The 18,197-nt window shown below is 32.1% G+C and carries 15 protein-coding genes; 5 read left to right on the top strand and 10 right to left on the bottom strand.

Annotated elements, in window-relative coordinates; genetic code table 11:
* The first annotated feature begins 220 nt into the window (after positions 1 to 220).
* Both rocD and FBFL15_RS07495 read left to right on the top strand, forming a co-directional pair.
* Positions 221 to 1,465: an ornithine--oxo-acid transaminase gene (rocD, locus tag FBFL15_RS07500; protein WP_014084014.1), complete on the top strand. Its 1,245-nt coding sequence runs from the start codon at positions 221 to 223 to the stop codon at positions 1,463 to 1,465.
* Between the two features lie 335 nt (positions 1,466 to 1,800).
* Positions 1,801 to 3,462, top strand: a complete 1,662-nt coding sequence (locus FBFL15_RS07495) for an MFS transporter (protein ID WP_014084013.1) — start codon at positions 1,801 to 1,803, stop codon at positions 3,460 to 3,462.
* Between the two features lie 169 nt (positions 3,463 to 3,631).
* Here the strand turns inward: FBFL15_RS07495 and FBFL15_RS07490 are convergent, their stop codons facing one another.
* Complete coding sequence (locus FBFL15_RS07490) at positions 3,632 to 3,982, bottom strand: 4Fe-4S dicluster domain-containing protein (RefSeq protein WP_014084012.1); 351 nt, start codon at positions 3,980 to 3,982, stop codon at positions 3,632 to 3,634.
* 124 nt (positions 3,983 to 4,106) lie between these two features.
* Here FBFL15_RS07490 and FBFL15_RS07485 point away from each other — a divergent pair, with 124 nt between their 5' ends.
* The 3 genes from FBFL15_RS07485 to FBFL15_RS07475 all read left to right on the top strand — a co-directional run bounded on the left by FBFL15_RS07485 (position 4,107) and on the right by FBFL15_RS07475 (position 7,584).
* On the top strand, positions 4,107 to 5,165 hold the full coding sequence (locus tag FBFL15_RS07485) for an acyl-CoA reductase (RefSeq protein WP_014084011.1): 1,059 nt from the start codon (positions 4,107 to 4,109) through the stop codon (positions 5,163 to 5,165).
* 297 nt (positions 5,166 to 5,462) lie between these two features.
* A complete protein-coding gene (gene serC, locus FBFL15_RS07480; protein WP_014084010.1) occupies positions 5,463 to 6,548 on the top strand; it encodes a 3-phosphoserine/phosphohydroxythreonine transaminase in 1,086 nt (361 codons plus the stop codon).
* 85 nt (positions 6,549 to 6,633) lie between these two features.
* The gene (locus FBFL15_RS07475) at positions 6,634 to 7,584 is read left to right on the top strand and encodes a D-2-hydroxyacid dehydrogenase (RefSeq protein ID WP_014084009.1); all 951 of its coding nucleotides are present in this window, start codon (positions 6,634 to 6,636) and stop codon (positions 7,582 to 7,584) included.
* 501 nt (positions 7,585 to 8,085) lie between these two features.
* Here the strand turns inward: FBFL15_RS07475 and FBFL15_RS07470 are convergent.
* The 9 genes from FBFL15_RS07470 to FBFL15_RS07430 form a co-directional block, all read right to left on the bottom strand.
* Positions 8,086 to 8,844, bottom strand: coding sequence for a DUF1835 domain-containing protein (locus tag FBFL15_RS07470; RefSeq protein ID WP_014084008.1), 759 nt, complete (start codon positions 8,842 to 8,844; stop codon positions 8,086 to 8,088).
* Between the two features lie 276 nt (positions 8,845 to 9,120).
* The gene (locus FBFL15_RS07465; RefSeq protein WP_014084006.1) at positions 9,121 to 9,873 is read right to left on the bottom strand and encodes an HNH endonuclease family protein; all 753 of its coding nucleotides are present in this window, start codon (positions 9,871 to 9,873) and stop codon (positions 9,121 to 9,123) included.
* Positions 9,866 to 11,044, bottom strand: coding sequence for an AAA family ATPase (locus FBFL15_RS07460; RefSeq protein WP_014084005.1), 1,179 nt, complete (start codon positions 11,042 to 11,044; stop codon positions 9,866 to 9,868). Before FBFL15_RS07460 ends, FBFL15_RS07465 begins: the two co-directional genes overlap by 8 nt.
* Positions 11,045 to 11,472: 428 nt before the next feature.
* Positions 11,473 to 12,087, bottom strand: a complete 615-nt coding sequence (locus FBFL15_RS07455; RefSeq protein ID WP_148267901.1) for a hypothetical protein — start codon at positions 12,085 to 12,087, stop codon at positions 11,473 to 11,475.
* A 40-nt stretch (positions 12,088 to 12,127) separates the two neighbouring features.
* Complete coding sequence (locus tag FBFL15_RS07450; RefSeq protein WP_014084003.1) at positions 12,128 to 12,490, bottom strand: STM3941 family protein; 363 nt, start codon at positions 12,488 to 12,490, stop codon at positions 12,128 to 12,130.
* A gap of 159 nt (positions 12,491 to 12,649) precedes the next feature.
* Positions 12,650 to 13,135, bottom strand: a complete 486-nt coding sequence (locus FBFL15_RS07445) for a hypothetical protein (protein WP_014084002.1) — start codon at positions 13,133 to 13,135, stop codon at positions 12,650 to 12,652.
* Positions 13,136 to 13,276: 141 nt separating this feature from the next.
* Positions 13,277 to 13,693, bottom strand: coding sequence for a VOC family protein (locus FBFL15_RS07440; RefSeq protein ID WP_014084001.1), 417 nt, complete (start codon positions 13,691 to 13,693; stop codon positions 13,277 to 13,279).
* A gap of 290 nt (positions 13,694 to 13,983) precedes the next feature.
* Positions 13,984 to 16,197, bottom strand: a complete 2,214-nt coding sequence (locus FBFL15_RS07435; RefSeq protein ID WP_014084000.1) for a RelA/SpoT family protein — start codon at positions 16,195 to 16,197, stop codon at positions 13,984 to 13,986.
* Positions 16,198 to 16,862: 665 nt separating this feature from the next.
* Positions 16,863 to 18,035, bottom strand: a complete 1,173-nt coding sequence (locus FBFL15_RS07430) for a C1 family peptidase (RefSeq protein WP_014083999.1) — start codon at positions 18,033 to 18,035, stop codon at positions 16,863 to 16,865.
* Positions 18,036 to 18,197: the final 162 nt, after the last annotated feature.

The following is an 18,197-nucleotide window of genomic DNA, read 5'->3' as shown; positions in this document are numbered from 1 at the left end:
TAGTTGTAAAAATTATAAAAAAAATAAAAATACAACAAATTCTATCAAAAATGGACTAAAAAAGTAAAAAATATTTTTTTAAATTTATTTTATTATCAAATTGTTATTTTTTGAACTAAAATTTAATCTAATTAATAAAAAAAGCTTAATTTTGTACCTCATTGGGTGATTTCTCTCCAAAAGAAGGAATTTTAAATATTATTTCACAAAAATAGTTATTATGTCTGAATTGAAAGAATTAACTGCAAAGACATTTATTGACCTCGAAGAGCAATTTGGGGCACACAATTACCACCCACTTCCAGTCGTTTTAAGTAAAGGCGAAGGAGTATATGTTTGGGATGTAGAAGGCAAAAAATATTACGATTTTTTATCAGCATATTCTGCTGTAAATCAAGGGCATTGCCATCCAAAAATTATCCAAGCATTGATACAACAAGCTCAAAAACTGACACTTACATCTCGGGCATTTTTTAATGATCAATTGGGGCCTTATGAAGCTTTTATAACCAAATATTTTGGTTTTGATAAGGTTTTACCAATGAATACTGGAGCAGAAGCCGTAGAAACAGCATTAAAAATAGCTAGAAAATGGGCTTATGAAGTAAAAGGAATAGCCGAAAATCAAGCTCAAATTATTGTATGCGATGGTAATTTTCATGGTAGAACCACTACGATCATATCATTTTCTAATGATGAAAATGCACGCAAAAATTTTGGCCCTTACACTTCTGGATTTATTAGTATTTCGTATAATAATTTAGAAAGTTTAGAAAAAGTATTAAAAGAAAATCAAAATATTGCAGGGTTTTTAGTAGAACCTATTCAAGGAGAAGCGGGTGTTTTTGTGCCAGATGAAGGATTTTTAAGTGGTGCAAAAGCCCTTTGTGAGCAATATAATGTGCTTTTTATTGCAGACGAAGTTCAAACGGGCATAGCTCGAACTGGAAAATTATTGGCTGTTCATCATGAAAATGTCCAACCAGATATATTAATTTTAGGTAAAGCCATTTCTGGTGGTGTATATCCAGTTTCGGCAGTTTTGGCTAATCATGCTATTATGAATGTGATAAAACCTGGACAACACGGATCTACTTTTGGCGGAAACCCTATTGCCGCAGCTGTAGCCATAGCCGCATTGAAAGTTGTAAAAGACGAAAATTTAGCAGAAAATGCAAATTATTTAGGAAAAATATTCAGAAATAAATTAAATGACTACATTAAAAATTCCAATATTGCTACATTAGTTAGAGGAAAAGGATTGTTAAATGCCATTGTAATTAATGATGATGAATCGAGTGATACGGCATGGAATATTTGTATGGCATTAAGAGATAATGGTTTACTTGCAAAACCCACACATGGCAACATCATTAGGTTTGCCCCTCCATTAGTAATGAATGAAACCGAATTGTTGGATTGTGTATCCATTATCATTAATACGTTGCAACAATTTGAAAAATAAAAGGAATATTAAAAATCTTTGTTAAAATTATAATTTTTTAACTACAATTTGTAATTATACCCTTTTAATTAAAAAATATAAAAGTTGTTTAATACTTATCAAAGTGTTTGACAACTTTTTTTTGTTTAAAAAAAGTTAATCAAAAAAGCATCAAAACAAACCTAAATCGTTTTCGTTGATAACTAAATGCGTAAAAGTTTGTTTTGTAAACATAAAAAAATGTATTTTTATCAAATATTTATTAAAAAAAATATTGTTCTTGCAATTTTAATCAAAATTAAATTTGCTATTGGCAACATAAGTAACTATTTTATAATTAATTAACTAAAAAAACTATGAATTCAGAACAAAACAAATCCAATCAATCTGCCTTATACACCTTGATATCGGTGTTTTTCTTTTGGGGATTTATTGGAGCCTCAAACGGTGTGTTTATTCCATTTTGCAAAGCCAAATTTGGATTAGATCAATTTCAAAGCCAACTTATCGATTTTGCATTTTATGGAGCCTATTATATAGGTGCCTTATTGCTATTTATTATTAGTAGTGGTATCAAACGAGACATATTGAACTCATGGGGTTTCAAAAAAGGAATTATCAATGGATTACTTATCAGTACAGTAGGAGCAATTTTTATGATATATGCTGTAACAGTAGGTAATTACGCATTAATTTTAGGAGCATTATTTGTAGTTGCTTTAGGATTTTCATTACAACAAACTTCTGCTCAACCTTTTGCAGCCTCGTTGGGCGAGCCTCAAACTGCTTCGAGTCGTTTGAATTTAGCCGGAGGTATCAATTCTTTAGGCACCACTATTGGACCAATTGTTGTTTCGTTGGCCCTTTTTGGGGTGGTTTCTGGCGTAAATATCGATGAGTTTGCACAAAAAGCAGATTCATTAGACGCTATGATAACGCTTTATATGGCTGTGGGTGGTTTATTCTTGTTGGCCGCAGCATTATTCTTTTTTTCCAAAAAATTGCCTGCTGGCAAAATGGACGCTACATTTGAATCGGCCTCAAAAGCCCAAACAACTTTGATAGCCATAACAGCCGTTTTGGTTGTTATTTTTGGTTACATTTTTTCGAGATATGAAAATGCAGATTTTATAGAACATTTTATTAAAAACAAAGAAAAAGATTATTTAGGACTTACATTAACGGTTTGTACCCTTTTGGTTGTAGTATTTGGCTTATTATTTGCAAATGTTAAAGCTCAAAAAAATCCAGAAGGATGGGGTGCCATGAAATATCCACAATTAGTATTAGGGATGTTGGCATTATTTACTTATGTTGGTGTAGAAGTAACCATTGGCAGCAATTTAGGAGAATTACTAAAAACCGCCGATTTTGGAAATATCGAAGGTGCTGGTTTAGCTCCTTATATGTCTATGTATTGGGGAAGTTTGATGATAGGTCGTTGGGCTGGAGCTATTTCTGTTTTTAATCCAAGTGATAATTTAAGAAAAATTTTATTAATTGCCGTACCTTATATTGCTTTTGCAGTGGTTTTAACTGCCAATGCGGTATCAGGACAAGACATCAAACCTTTATATGCTTATGCCTTTGTAATCCTATTTCAAATTGCTGGTTTCTTTTTAGGAAAAAACCATCCTTCTAAAACATTGATGATTTTTGGATTAATGGGAATGGTTGGCATGTTAATTGGGTTATTTACAACTGGTATCGTAGCTACATTTGCCTTTATGAGTGGTGGTTTATTTTTAAGTATCATGTGGCCATCTATTTTTGCATTGGCTATTACTGGTTTAGGAAAATATACGTCTCAAGGTTCTGCTTTTTTAGTAATGATGATTCTTGGAGGAGGTATTATACCACCATTACAAGGTAAAATTTCTGACATAATTGGCATCCACAATTCCTATTTTATTCCTGTATTGTGTTTTGCTTTTATTGCATTTTATGGATGGTATGTTTTTGAATTACTTAAAAAACAAGGTATTGCACACGAAGTAACCGCAGGTGGTGGTCATTAATACCAATTGCTACTATACAAAAAAACCATTAAGAAATTCTTAATGGTTTTTTTATGATTATTGTTTTCATTTGTAATAAATAGAAAATTTGCTTTTATAATTAGCAATGTTCTATTTTAGTAATTTACTTATACATCAAAGCATTTGAAATTGAAATACAAAACATCATTTATTCATTATGTAAAAATGCTTGCCTGTTCAAAAGTGTTTCTTCAGATTCCACATGATGATCGTCTGGAATACAGCAATCTACAGGGCAAACAGCTGCACATTGAGGTTCATCATGAAACCCCTTACATTCTGTACATTTGCCAGGAACTATATAATAAATATCGTCAGAAATTGGTGTTTGAGCAGCATCTGCATCAACCGTTTCACCATTTGGCAAAACCACTTTGCCACTTAATTTTGTTCCATCTTTATACCGCCAGTCATCAGCTCCTTCATATATAGCTGTATTAGGACATTCTGGTTCACAAGCACCACAATTGATACATTCGTCTGTAATAATTATTGCCATTTTTTTTAATTTTTTTATAAAAATGATTAAAACTAATCTTTAACTCATAACACTTGATATGCGTTATTTTTTTTACTTATTTTTGTGCAAAATTACAATCAATTACATTCATAAACAAATCAATATGACATTAGCACAAAAAAAATATATTTTTATTGAATTAGGTCGCTTTTTAAATCAATTTTCGCAAAAAGAAATCCAAAAAAATTTAGATGTATTAGAAAATGAATTGTTTTTTGAAGATTTTCAAAATCTAATTGCCCTTTCTTCGTCTCACAATGGTTGGTTTACAACAGACAATGTGATATTTGCCGTGGACGCTTGGGCCAAAGCATTAACAAAAGAAAATTTAGATCAATGGCTTCAACCCTATCAAATTTCAACTACTACACCAAAAACGGTAGGATTAATTTTGGCAGGAAATATCCCTTTAGTTGGTTTTCATGATTTTATCACCGTGTTGCTATCAGGACACCGAGTGCTCATCAAAACCTCTTCTGACGACCAACATATATTGCCATTTTTAGCCAAATATATTCAAAAAATAGAACCAAAATTACAAGATTTTATCACTTTTACCAATGGTAAATTAGAACATTTTGATGCCGTAATTGCAACAGGCAGCAACAACACGGCCCGGTATTTTGAATACTATTTTAGAAACAAACCCGCCATAATTCGCCAATCTCGCAACTCGGTTGCTGTTCTCAACGGCCAAGAAACCAAAGAACAAATGCAAGCTTTAGGTCAAGACATTTTTAGATATTTTGGTCTTGGTTGTAGGAATGTTTCCAAAATTTTTATCCCCAGAAATTACAATTTTGATTTGTTTTTTAATGGCATGTTTCCTTATCAAGACGTGATAAAATATGAAAAATATGCTAACAATTATGATTACAATAAAGCCGTATTTTTGATGAGTAATTTCAAACTTTTAGACAACGAATTTTTAACCATCAAAGAAGACGAAAGCTACTCCTCCCCTATTTCGAGTATTTTTTATGAATATTACGACGATCTTGACACATTACAATCAAAATTAGAACAAGATAAAGATAAAATTCAGTGCATAGTATCCAATCAATTGGTGCCAAATAGTGTGGCTTTTGGACAAACCCAATGCCCCAATCTTTGGGATTATGCCGATAATAGGGATACAATGGCGTTTTTATTGACTATTTGATTGAAAAACAAAGCATTTTTAAATGCAAAATCCATTTTTAAACTCCATTTTTTTGATTCAAAAAATTATTAATTTCACAAAAAAACAGCTGCTTTTTTTAAAAATATTTTTTTTTTAGAAATATAAAAAATAATGTTGCAAAACTAATACCATACACCCCAAAAAACACATTAATAAGCCCAACGCTAAAACGATTTTGTTAATAAGATTATGAAACTATTAGCAAAAAATTAACCCATTTTTAAAACGAATTTACGAAATTTGCAACTTAAATTTTGGAAAATTACTACACACAACATGAAAAAACATAATTATAGTGCAGGACCATGTATCTTGCCACAAGAGGTTTTTGAAAAATCAGCTCAAGCTATTTTAGATTTTAACCAATCTGGCCTTTCTCTATTGGAAATTTCACACAGAAGCAAAGATTTTGTAGCCGTAATGGACGAAGCTAGAGCCCTAGCTCTAGAATTACTAGGACTTACAAACAAAGGGTATCAAGCACTTTTTTTAGCTGGTGGTGCTAGCTTAGAGTTTTTGATGGTACCTTTCAATTTGATGAAAGAAAATGGTAAAGCCGCTTATTTAGAAACAGGAACTTGGGCAAGCAATGCCATCAAAGAAGCTAAATCTTTTGGCGAAACCCTAGTGGTAGCCTCATCAAAAGAGTCTAATTTCAACTATATTCCAAAGGATTACACTGTTCCGGCAGATGCAGATTATTTTCACTGTACAAGCAACAATACCATTTTTGGTACACAAATGAAAACATTTCCAGAATTAGACATTCCTGTTGTTTGCGACATGAGTTCTGATATTTTTTCGAGAGTGTTAGATTTTACCAAATTTGATTTGATATATGCAGGAGCTCAAAAAAATATGGGACCCGCAGGAGCTACTTTGGTAGTAGTTAAAGAAAGTATTTTGGCAAAAACAGGTCGAAATATTCCAAGTATGCTCGACTACGAAAAACACATCAAGGCCGATAGTATGTACAACACACCACCCGTTTTTCCAGTATATGCTTCGTTATTAACCCTTCAATGGTTGAAAAATTTAGGTGGGATAGAAGCCATCGAAAGAATCAATAATGAAAAAGCAGCGCTTTTGTATGCAGAAATAGACAGAAACCCTTATTTTGAAGGCACTGCAAACGTTGCAGACCGTAGCCACATGAATGCCACTTTCTTGCTCAAAAACCAAGAACAAGCACCCATTTTTGATGCCTTATGGAAAGCCGCTGGCATATCTGGATTGCCAGGACACCGCTCTGTTGGCGGATACAGAGCTTCTATGTACAATGCACTGCCACTAGAAAGCGTTCAAGTATTAGTAAATGTTATGCAAGATTTTGAACAAAAAATGTCGGAATCTAATTTTTAATAATCAAAACTGTCGGATAATATTTGAAAATAGTATCAATCTTGATTAATTTTAACCTAAAATATTTAATAAAATCATATAAAAAATGAAAGTATTAGCAAATGATGGTATCTCAAAAAGCGGTATTGTTGCATTAGAAAAAGGCGGATTTGAGGTAATCACTACAAAAGTAGCACAAGAACAAGTAGCCAATTATATAAACGAAAACAACGTAAGTGTCATTTTGGTTAGAAGTGCCACAAAAGTAAGACAAGACATCATCGACGCTTGTCCTGGTATAAAAATTATTGGTCGTGGTGGCGTTGGAATGGATAATATAGACGTGGAATATGCCAAATCAAAAGGAATTCACGTTATCAATACTCCCGCAAGCTCTTCAGAATCTGTGGCCGAATTGGTTTTCGGACATTTATTCAACGGGGTTCGTTTCTTGCACGATTCAAACCGAAACATGCCATTAGAAGGCGATTCTAAATTTGAAGCCCTTAAAAAAGCCTATGCTAACGGGGTCGAATTAAGAGGTAAAACATTAGGAATTGTAGGAATTGGACGTATCGGACAAGCCACTGCAAAAATGGCATTAGGACTTGGTATGAAAGTAATTGCTGCCGACAGTTATATCGACAAAGTAGATGTTACAGTTTCCTTTTTTGATGGTCAAAGCATCACCACTACAATTGTGTCTCAATCATTAGAATCCTTGTTGGCCGAATCCGATTTTATCACCCTACACGTTCCTGCTCAAAATGGTTACGTCATCAGCGATGCCCAATTTGATAGCATGAAAACGGGCGTTGGAATTGTAAATTGTGCCAGAGGTGGCGTTATTGACGAAGTAGCTTTAATCAAAGCATTGGACAGCGGAAAAGTAGCCTTTGCAGGTTTAGACGTATTTGAAAATGAACCAACACCAGAGGTAAAAATTCTTATGCACCCAAAAATTTCATTAACTCCACACATTGGTGCTGCTACAGGCGAAGCTCAAGACAGAATAGGAACAGAATTAGCAGAGCAAATTATCAAATTATTACAATAAATTCATAGCGAAACTATTTAATGGTGGCACTTTTTTTAAGGATACTCAATTTTTATAAGTAGCACAACCCTCCCCTTTCAAAAAGCACTCCAACCCGCCATTCGCTATATCTTTTTATTTTTAAGCCCCAAAAAAAGGGGCTTAAAAACAAAAAGGATGCCACTACTGTCGGGGCTATACAACTACACTACCCTTTCAAAACACTCCGTAAATCCTACAAAAAATTAACTTATTTCAAAAAAATTTTATATAATTATTTTTTGAATTAATTTATATTAAATAAAAAAATAAATAGTTTCATACAATATATAGCTATACAATGCAAAAATAACTTTGTAATGGTGTAAGATCCCATTTTTTATCAGTCAAAATTACTGCTATAAAAACATTTCCTTTTTGAATTACATTTTTTTAAAGGTAAAAATTCAATTTCATTTACTGCCCTAAGTGCTTATTTTTATTGAAGTTCATCTACTTTCGGCCGCAACGAAAGGTTGGGGGCTACTGGTTGTGCATCTGTCTATCGTAAATGGTTTTTAGTTGCAAATCGCCAAATCCATAAATTCCTTCTCTCTCTGAAAACTCTGAAAACACAACCTGAAATTCTGTAGAAATCGTGTCAATTATTGCTTTTACAACTTGGTCTGGTCTGCTCAATGTGTTGTTTAAAGGAAATCTATCAATCGCTGCTTGACATACCGCTTCTAAATATTCAAAACAGTTAGATTGTTTTTTAGATAACTCATTCAACTTGGTTATGTCAGCAATCTGGTATGAAGCCCACAAATCTTTGCCTAATTCAATGTCTATTGGTGTAAACCGAATTTTTGATTCAAATGCCTGTTTGAGTTTTTGAGCGTTGGAAATGCCAAAACCTTTCCAAATATCTGAATTATGATCAATTATTGGAAAAACGCGATAGATATTTAAAGTTACGTTCGTTGCAAGAATCGAAATTAGAAACCACATATTTGTCTGACAAAACAAATCATTCTCGAACCAAAGACAAACTTCTGAATTGTCTGGTATATTTTTTATTTTTTCAAATTCATTTACAGTTTTTATTTCATATTCTTCAGTAGAAATTTTATAAACATCAGCAAAAAATTCAGCTCGAACCTTCCAAAAGTCAGCCATATTGTCGGCATATACAGTACCGTCAATTAAACATTCTCTAAAAACAATAAAGTTTTGGTTTATTCTTGTTTGACTTAATTGTTCAGCCAAGCAATCCCCGTTTAAAATATGATAGGTTGCCATTATGATGTAGATGTTGTCTGTTTTTGCAATGCCACTAAAGTCAGCCTATAAAAAAACTGCCGTTAAATATTTTCCAAAAATAATAAAAAACACTGAAATAAAATAGCATTTATTTACAAATTTTCATAAAAAAGAGGCACTAAATCCTCTTGAAATGCTAACAAAAACTTTTCGATAACTCCATAAGGGGCGTGAATGTAATCGGTTCCGTTCAACACGAGTTTCATTGCTCGGCATACAGCCGCAACGAAACTCTAGCTGTTAGTTGTAGCTATTCTACTTTTCAAGTTTTAATGCTGTTTTAGTTAAGTCAATTTCAAGTTGCGATAATTCAGCGTCCCAAAAACTCAACGAAGTCAATTTAATCTTTAAAGCATCATATTCAGTGTCTGTTAAAATTACTGTTGCAGATGTCGCCGAATAAATCGAATTTGGAAGCCCTTCTTTCATAAGGTCTTTTATTCCATTTATAATTCTATTTTTTCTCAGTGTACTTGTCTGAACGCCATTAATGTAATCGTCTGTCAATTCGTTTAATTGTTCCAATTTAACTTGGATAGCATTACCGATTTCAAATCTCTTTTTAACCAGCCTGTCTTGGTCATTTAAGTTGAGAACTGAAACTGTTAATTTACCAAAGTCGTCAGAGCCTTTTATTCTATAACGCCAATATTTTAGATGGACTTTGGGGTCAATTTGGCTTGGGTCAATTATTGGTTCTAATTTGGTGTCGTGGTTATTTTTTGTGCCATTACATTTTTTACACGAAGGCAGTAAATTATCCCATTCTAAAACTTCATCTTTATATTTGTCTTTATGATGAAAATGTTCAACTTCCAAATATTTACTTTCTTCATTTATGTTTGCTTCACAATAACAACATTTGTCATTAGAAAAACCTGATAATCCTTTTTTTATAAAATCAATGTTCCAAACTGATTTGCCTGTTAATTTAAATTCATCTGTCAAAGCAACTTGTAATTCTGCTGTAAGCTCGACAGGTTTTGGGGTTCTGTCTAACTTAATCATTTGTTGAAATTCCAGTTAATTGAATTTTTAATATTTTCTTTAATGAGTTTTCTGGATGTAACATAGCATCAAGAATTATAAATTGTGCATTTGCAGCTTCAAAATTTTCACTGTCAATAGCAACATTGAAATTTGAAATTGCATCTAAATATGTGGAAGTTCTTGTTTCAGTCATTCCCATAACATCGGATAAAATTTCCTCTACTGTCCAACCTTGGAAACCATATTCCTGATTTATGATTTGATTTAATTTAACCTCATTTGTTTCGTCAAGTGTTAGTGGAATAATTTCTTTCGCTTTTGCAACTTGTATAATATGTGGGCTATGAGTTGATGTAAAGACTTGAGCATTAGGTAAAATTATTTTTAATGCTTCATATATTTTGGCCTGCCACTCAGGGTGTAAATGCAAATCAATTTCATCTATAAATACTATTCCATCAAAATCCTTAATAAACTTACTTGGATTTTTATATCTAAGCTCTATTTCTTTTATTAAACCAATTAATACAGCCATACAAGACTTATAACCAGATGATAAGTACTCAAAATAAATTTCTCCATTTGGAGTGTTTAGTAGAATGTCATTAGAGTTTGGATTAACTTTGCTAAACGAAATTTGAGAGTTTAGAATATTAAAACATTCTTTTGCAAGAGTAATATTTTTGATTTGTTGTTCATCTAAATGATTTTCGTGAGCTGACCATAAATGGCCTAATACAAACCAATTCTTTAAATCGTGAGGTAAAGAACCGTGCATTGTTTCAATTGCAAATTGATGAATATTTTTTTGTGGGTCAATACTTAGCGAAGATAAATGTTGATAGGGAATGTCTCTGTGGGTTTTAAAAACAATAATGTCATTTGAGTTTAGATAAAAACCTTGTGTTTGATTAGTCCTTTCCTGTGGATGGAATGCAACTATATCAAAAGATTTGGATTGACTAACATTGTTAATTGAGACATTAATATTCCAATTCCCTTTTTCTAATCCAGCTGTCCTTTTAACAGAAGTATCATTTAACCCAAATGATTGAGCTAAACAGTCTAAAATAGTTGTTTTTCCGATACCATTTTGTCCACAAATAATGTTGAAATGATTATCGAAAGTTAGTTCCAAATTTTTAATTGGTCCTATTCCAGTGATTTTTATGTTTTTTATCTTTAGCATTGTCTATTTTTTATTTCAGTCGATTTTGTTTTGTTGTGTCGGTCTTTAAAGTTCTAACTAATGTTATATTAATATTTTGTAAATCAGATATTTAAAAAATATACTTTTCTTGTTTAATCCTCTTATTTTACTCTTTAGTACCGTTAGATTACGAGGTCAGGACGTGAGTCTAGGGGGAATTACAGCCAACGAAAGCCTATAAAAAAACTGCCGTTAAATATTTTTCAAAAATAATAAAAAACACTGAAATAAAATAGCATTTATTTACAAATTTTCATAAAAAAGAGGCACTAGATCCTCTTGAAATGCTAACAAAAACTTTTCGATAACTCCATAAGGGGCGTGAATGGAATTGGTTTAACACATGGTTGTTTATTTTTATTGGTTGGCTTTTAGGTGTAATGATAGGTTAAGTGTTGTTAGCAGAATTAATCCCATTCTTTGTGTTCTTTGTCAAATTCTTTCAAGTTCTGATTTAAGAACATAAGCTCTAGTATATATTCTTTATCTGTTTTTTTGTAGTCTATTTTATCTACAATATATTTTTCAAATAGGTTTAAGTTTAGTTTTTTGTTTAATGTATTTATTTCATGTGGATAATTTCCATTTTTTGTTTTATAATTTTCTATTTCATTAGTCAATTTCGTTCCAATATTATTTGTTGTGTAATCATAGCATTTAATAATAAGTAAATATAAAACCATATTAGTAAATCCTATATAAACTATTCGTACAGCGTATTTTCTCAAATTGGAATTATTATTTGTTCCTCTAAACCACTTTCCTATGAAACCTCCAATCCCCATAGTAATCATCATAACCCAAAACGCATATAAATTACTAAAAGAAGCAATAAGCAAACAAATTAAAATTAGCAAATTAGCAATATATTTATGAGTATTTGAGACTTTATTCATAGTCAAATTAGAATTGAAGTTCTTTATTTGATTATTTCGAAGACTTTTTTCTGACAATCTAATGTTGTTGATAAAATCTGTCAGTTTGTTTTCGTCAATGTTTATTAGGCTTAAATTTATGTTCATTTCTTGAGCTCCAACATATTTATTCAACTTGTTTAACCAACTAAAAGTATTTTTTTTTGAGCACAAATGTTTCTTTGGTAACAATAGAAATGAATTTTTGATTATAAATATCTATCAAGTAACACTCCTTAATTTGTTCCCATTTGATTTCGTTCTGTTTTGTCGTTCTGTTCCAAATTCCATTTTCATTTATTACTATTTGCGGTCTTTTGTCTAAAAAATTAAAAATAATTATTAGAATTCCTAAACCAAAAAAAGAAGTAATAAACCAACCCATATAAAAGTCAAATGTTCCATTATGATTTTCAGCAATCATCCAAATTCCAATTGAAACAAAAGGCAAAGACAAAGCAAGAATTTTAAATCCTTTTGAGTTAGATTTGTAAAGTTTTAGTTCTGTCATGTTTGATATTAATTTTTTCAGCAAGTTCTTAAAATATTGTCAAAAACAGCAATTTTTCGTAGTTCAGCTTTCAGTCGCAATGAAATACGAAGTACTTATGAATACAATAAAAAACCGATGAAAAAAATGTGTACGCTCTAGTTGTTATCAAATGGTTTTCTATTTTTGCATTTCGTTTTTATACCAATTTTTAATAATTAGAATTTCTTTTTTGTCAATTTTTGGATTCGAGTTTAGCCCCAAATTTAATTGTTTCTTTTCTATATATGATTTGAGAAACAATATAGCAAATCCACCAACTTCAGCATTATCTGAACTTATGTATGAAGAAAAAATATGCATATAACCACAGCATTTTTGTTTTGAATCAATATTAGCAACTAAATATTCTATATCTTGTTTTGTAATAAAATCTTGTGGGAAATCACCAGAGAAAACAACAAAATTAAGTTTTCTATCTTCTTTATAATTTTTTAAGCACAAATCTATAAATTTTTTTGCATCTAAATCTTTTATAATAGTTGCGCTTTTTGAATTTAATGTAAATTTGGTTGTGTTATTTGCTTGTATTTTGGATTTTTCAAAGCAACTCGACAAAACAAATATTCCAAAACTTAAAATTGTATAAATAATTTTTCTTTTCATCTTTTTTCTTTTACATTGTTTTTATAAACTTTTGACTAACAAGTTCATATAAAAAAAAGTATGTTGTTTTTAACTTCATGTATGTTAGTTTTATAGTCTGTAAATTTTTAAATGGTAGCTGGTTGTTATCTTTTTTAAATTTTATTGTTTTCCTGTTATTTTTTTGAATTTGTCTAAGTCTAAATAAATTACTGCCCAATGATGTCCGTCTAAGTCTTCGATGTTTCTTATTTGCATGAAGCCTTCGTCGATTGTTTGTGTTGGCGCTGTGCCGCCTGCTTTTATCCCTTTTGCTACAATGTCATTCATTACTTCTATGCTTTGTACAGGAAGTGTAAAGGTAGCAATGGTGCTTGTTTTGGCGTTGGCAAGTTTTTTTTTATTGCCCGATTTGAACATGTCATGCGTTTGTAGCATTACATAAATTTGGTCGCTCCAAACCATACATTTTTGGTCGTTGAAACTAAACAAAGGATTGACTGTGAAACCTAAATGTTTGTAAAAATTCATAGATTTTTCTACATCTTTTACAGGTAAGTTGATAAAAATTTGTTTCATTGTATAAAATGTAAGTATTATAAATTCATAATTTTTGTATTTGCTGCTTTATATCTAAATTATATATTTATTGTGTTGTGCTACTTTTGATTTTTTTGTTGCTTTTTTAGACCCTATAATGTTGGTTTACGTGAGGGATAGTAGTGGAAATCCTTTTTTGCTCCTCTTTTTGGGGCAAAAAAGATTATTTCACAATATTTCATTTCTTTTGGAGTTCAAAGAACGTCGTTTGTAACGGATAGCCCGACACGTAGTTTACGAAGGGGCACGCCCATTTGATAATTGTTGGTTTAATGATATACTCTTACTACTTTTTCGATGCCGTCAATTTTTTTGATATTGTCTATTAATTTTTTCAAAATGGTATTATTTTGTACAATTACGGTAATTTGACCGTTGAAAATTCCTGCATCGCCGCTTAAGGAAATGCTTTGGATGTTGACATGCATGTTGTTTGAAATTACTTTTGTCAATTCGTTGGTAAGTCCTAGGGTGTCCATACCCATGATGTTGAGGATGGCTTTGAACTCTTGTTGTGTCGAATCGACCCATTTGGCGGCCATAATGCGATAAGCATAATTGGATTGGAGCGAAATGGCATTGGGGCAATCGTGTTTGTGCACTTTGATGCCTTCGTTGATGGTTAAAAATCCAAATACTGTATCGCCAGGAATGGGGTTGCAGCAGGTAGAAAATTTGTAGTCGAGTTTGTCCTGTTCTGCCCCAAAAACAAGCATGTCGTAGTTTTGAGTTGGGGTGTTTTTTGAAAAATCAATATCGGAATTGTTAGGTGATCGTTTGATTTTGTTCTTGAAAAAATTGAACAGTGTATTGCTTTTTTTGGCTGCATAGTCTTTTAGGGCTTGGTTTTCTAGGGCTCCAATACCGGCTCTATAAAACAAGTCTAAACTGGTTTTGAGTTTGAAATAATTAACCAATTCGTTGGTTGTTTTTTCGTTCAAAGTTACTTTTAAATGGCGTAATTTTCGGGTTAATATTTCTTTGCCTTCTTCGGCTATTTTTTTGGTATTTTCGTTTAATACGTTTCTAATTTTATTTTTGGCTCTGGACGTTGTTACATATTCGAGCCAATGTGAGGTTGGTTTTTGACTTGTAGAGGTAATGATTTCTACTTGGTCGCCGCTTTTGAGTTCGTAGTTTAAGGGTACAAGTTTGCCGTTTACACGGGTGCCACGGGTTTTGATTCCAATTTCTGAATGGATGCTAAAGGCAAAATCTAAAGAAGTGGCCCCTTTTGGTAAGGATCGGATGTCGCCCTTTGGAGTAAATACGTAAATTTCTTTTGAATAGAGGTTCATTTTAAAATCTTCTACAAAATCTACGGCATTGCTTTCGGAGTTTTCGAGAGCTTCTTTGAGTAAGTTGAGCCATACATCCAAACCGCTTTCTTCGCCTCCATTTTTGTATTTATAATGGGCTGCATAGCCTTTTTCGGCAATTTCGTCCATGCGTTCGCTACGAACTTGTATTTCTACCCAACGGCCTTTTGGTCCCATAACGGTTATGTGTAGGGCCTCGTATCCTGTTGATTTTGGCGACGAAATCCAGTCTCTTAAACGGCTAGGGCTTGGTCTGTAATGATCGGTTACGATGGAATAAATTTTCCACGCCAAGAATTTTTCGTCGTGCGGATTGGATTTATACACAATTCGCAAGGCAAATTTATCGTAAACTTCGTCATAAGTTACGTTTTGAGCTTTCATTTTTCGACGTATAGAATAGACAGATTTTGGACGCCCTTTGATGATGTAGTCCATGCCCTCTTCGTCTAATGATTTTTTTAAAACATCCGAAATGTCTTTTATATAAGCGTCTTGCTCTTCTTTGGTTTCTTTTATTTTGCTTACAATATCCTTATAAACAGCTGGTTCTGTGTATTTTAACCCTAAATCTTCCAGTTTTGTTTTGATGTTGTACAACCCTAGTCGGTGAGCCAAAGGGGCATAGATGTACAATGTTTCGGAAGCTATTTTGGTTTGTTTATAAGCTGCCATCGAATCCATCGTTTGCATGTTGTGCAATCTGTCAGCCAGTTTGATCAAAATAACCCGCACGTCGTCGTTTAGGGTAAGCAACATTTTTCTGAAGTTTTCGGCTTGCATCGAAATGTTTAAATCTTTTTTTACTTGCGATATTTTGGTTAATCCTTCCACAAGTTGGGCCACTTTTGGGTTGAACATCGTTTCGATATCCTGAACCGTAAAAGGGGTATCTTCGACTACATCGTGCAGCAAGGCCGCAGCAATACCAGTGGCTCCTAAACCAATTTCTGAGGCTACAATTTTGGCCACTGCAATGGGGTGGAAAATATAGGCTTCGCCAGATTTTCTGCGTTGTTCTTTGTGGGCATCAACAGCAACATCAAAGGCTTTTCGAATCAATTTTTTGTCTTCGTCTGTAAGTGTTTGGTAACTGATGCGTAACAATTCTTTGTATTCTTGAGCAATTGCTTTATTTTCTTTTTCAATGTCTATCTCGTTCATGGCGTTGTTTTTTTTGATTTTCTAAAATTAAATAAAAAAACAATTCAAACAAAATTTATTTTGGGATAAAATTTCTATATTTTAAATGCCCATCCATTTTTACCAATATGAGACAGAACAATTATACAAATCCATTGTTTTCAACTAAATTAGATCAACTTAAATTCTAAATTAAACAATTCGCATATTTAAATTACTTTGTTGTTCCCAAAGGGTCGGGCTTTTCGTTTCAAACAAAGTTCATTGAACTCCAAAAGAAATATAATATTGGAAATAATCTTTTTTGATTACCACATTCAGAAACTATTTTCATGCAATGCAACACCCCTTTTGGGAGCTGGGGGACTTCTAAAAGGATTTCGACTGCTATACTTATACCAAATATATTTATAAAATAGTCCAAAGATGCATAGTTATTTTTTAGAAAAAATTTTCAAAAAAAATCGTTGCATAGCTGGGCTACGGAACTATTTTTTATGAATAATTTTAGCAAAAAAGAACAAGTAGATTGAACTATTTTATATGTATATTTGGTATTAACGAAAAAAATATTACAATAACAACATATTGCAAATAAAAAAACGCATCTAAAACACATTTTTTATACCCATAATGAGTCATAAGATTCGTATTTAGATGCGTTTTTTATTTATTTTTATAAAAAATTATAGCTTCAATTTTTTGGCAAGTGCCATTGGCAAAGCCTTTTTATGCACCATCAAAGCAGTAGTTTTTAGTTGAACATAAGCTTTTGTAACATACAAATAACCTTTAAAATCGTTGCTGGCACCCCATGAATTTTTTACTTTATAATATTCTTTCCCTTTTTGGTCTTTGCCTTTGCCCACGATGTGCATACCATGATCGTCTGTTGTAGTCATGGTATAAAAACCATCTAAACGCAGGTCTTCTGTAATCTTTTTTTCATCCAATGGAGCCTCAAAAAGCCCTTTGCGTTGTTCGTCTGTAATATTATACAAATCTAAATCGGGTACCTGAGCCACACCATTTTTCCAACTAAAATAAGGTTCAGACACGTCTGTAGCCCAGCCCACCGTATAGCCTTTAGACAATGCCGCATCAACCACATCTGTAAGTGCCGTCATTGGAACGTTATATAATTGATCGTAGCTCCAATTATCAGAAACAGGTTGTACTATTTTTTGGTAATATGGACTGTCTTTGTAGTTTGATATTTCAATATAATCATCAGGATTGATGCCTATTACTTCTTTTGCAAAAGAATGAGAGTTGTAGTTTTTGCCTTTATAATCAAAATTTTCTGGTAATTTACCTAATTTTTGATCCATAAATTGGTTTACATCTGTAAGCCATGTCGCAGCAGTTTTTTTAGGTAATTTGATGTAATTATCTAAAATATCTTTTAACTCTTTTTGAAAATCGTCAGATTTTACACTTCCTTTTCCATAATCTTCCAGCGTATATGCTTCTTGTGGCATGGCACCATATTGACGCAACATGTTCATTACATCATGTAACTCGGCACCGTCGCCAAGTCCTAAATTACCGTTAAACAAAATATAATTTCGGGCTTTGCCCAAATATACTTTTCGTGCCGTAAAAATTTCTGCAATATCAACTGGTTTTTTTCCCATACGGATCATTTCTGACTCGATAAAAGAATTACCAGAATAACTCCAACAAGTTCCTGCAGATCCTTGGCTTTTTACCGAAGTACTTTCTAAATTGATAACATCTGTAAAAATAAATTTAGAATTGATAGAAGCATTGTTGATGACTTTTTTTACCAAATCGTCTTGAGCAAATAGCCCCATCGAACTTAAAAGCCCGGCTACTATAAAATGTTTTCTCATCATTTTTTATTGAATTAATTTTAGTTTTAATTTATATTAAAAGCCTATTTTTTGATAAATTAATTTTTTAAAGGCTTTTTGAAAAGTAAAATTAAACATTTCTGTTGAATATTCAAGAAAAAAATACATTAAAATTGTTGTCTGCAAAAATTTCCATTTTAAATT

Source organism: Flavobacterium branchiophilum FL-15 (genome assembly GCF_000253275.1).
Lineage (GTDB): Bacteria > Bacteroidota > Bacteroidia > Flavobacteriales > Flavobacteriaceae > Flavobacterium > Flavobacterium branchiophilum.
Note: the sequence above shows the minus strand (reverse complement) of the source record. Positions and strands in the feature narration are given on the sequence as shown.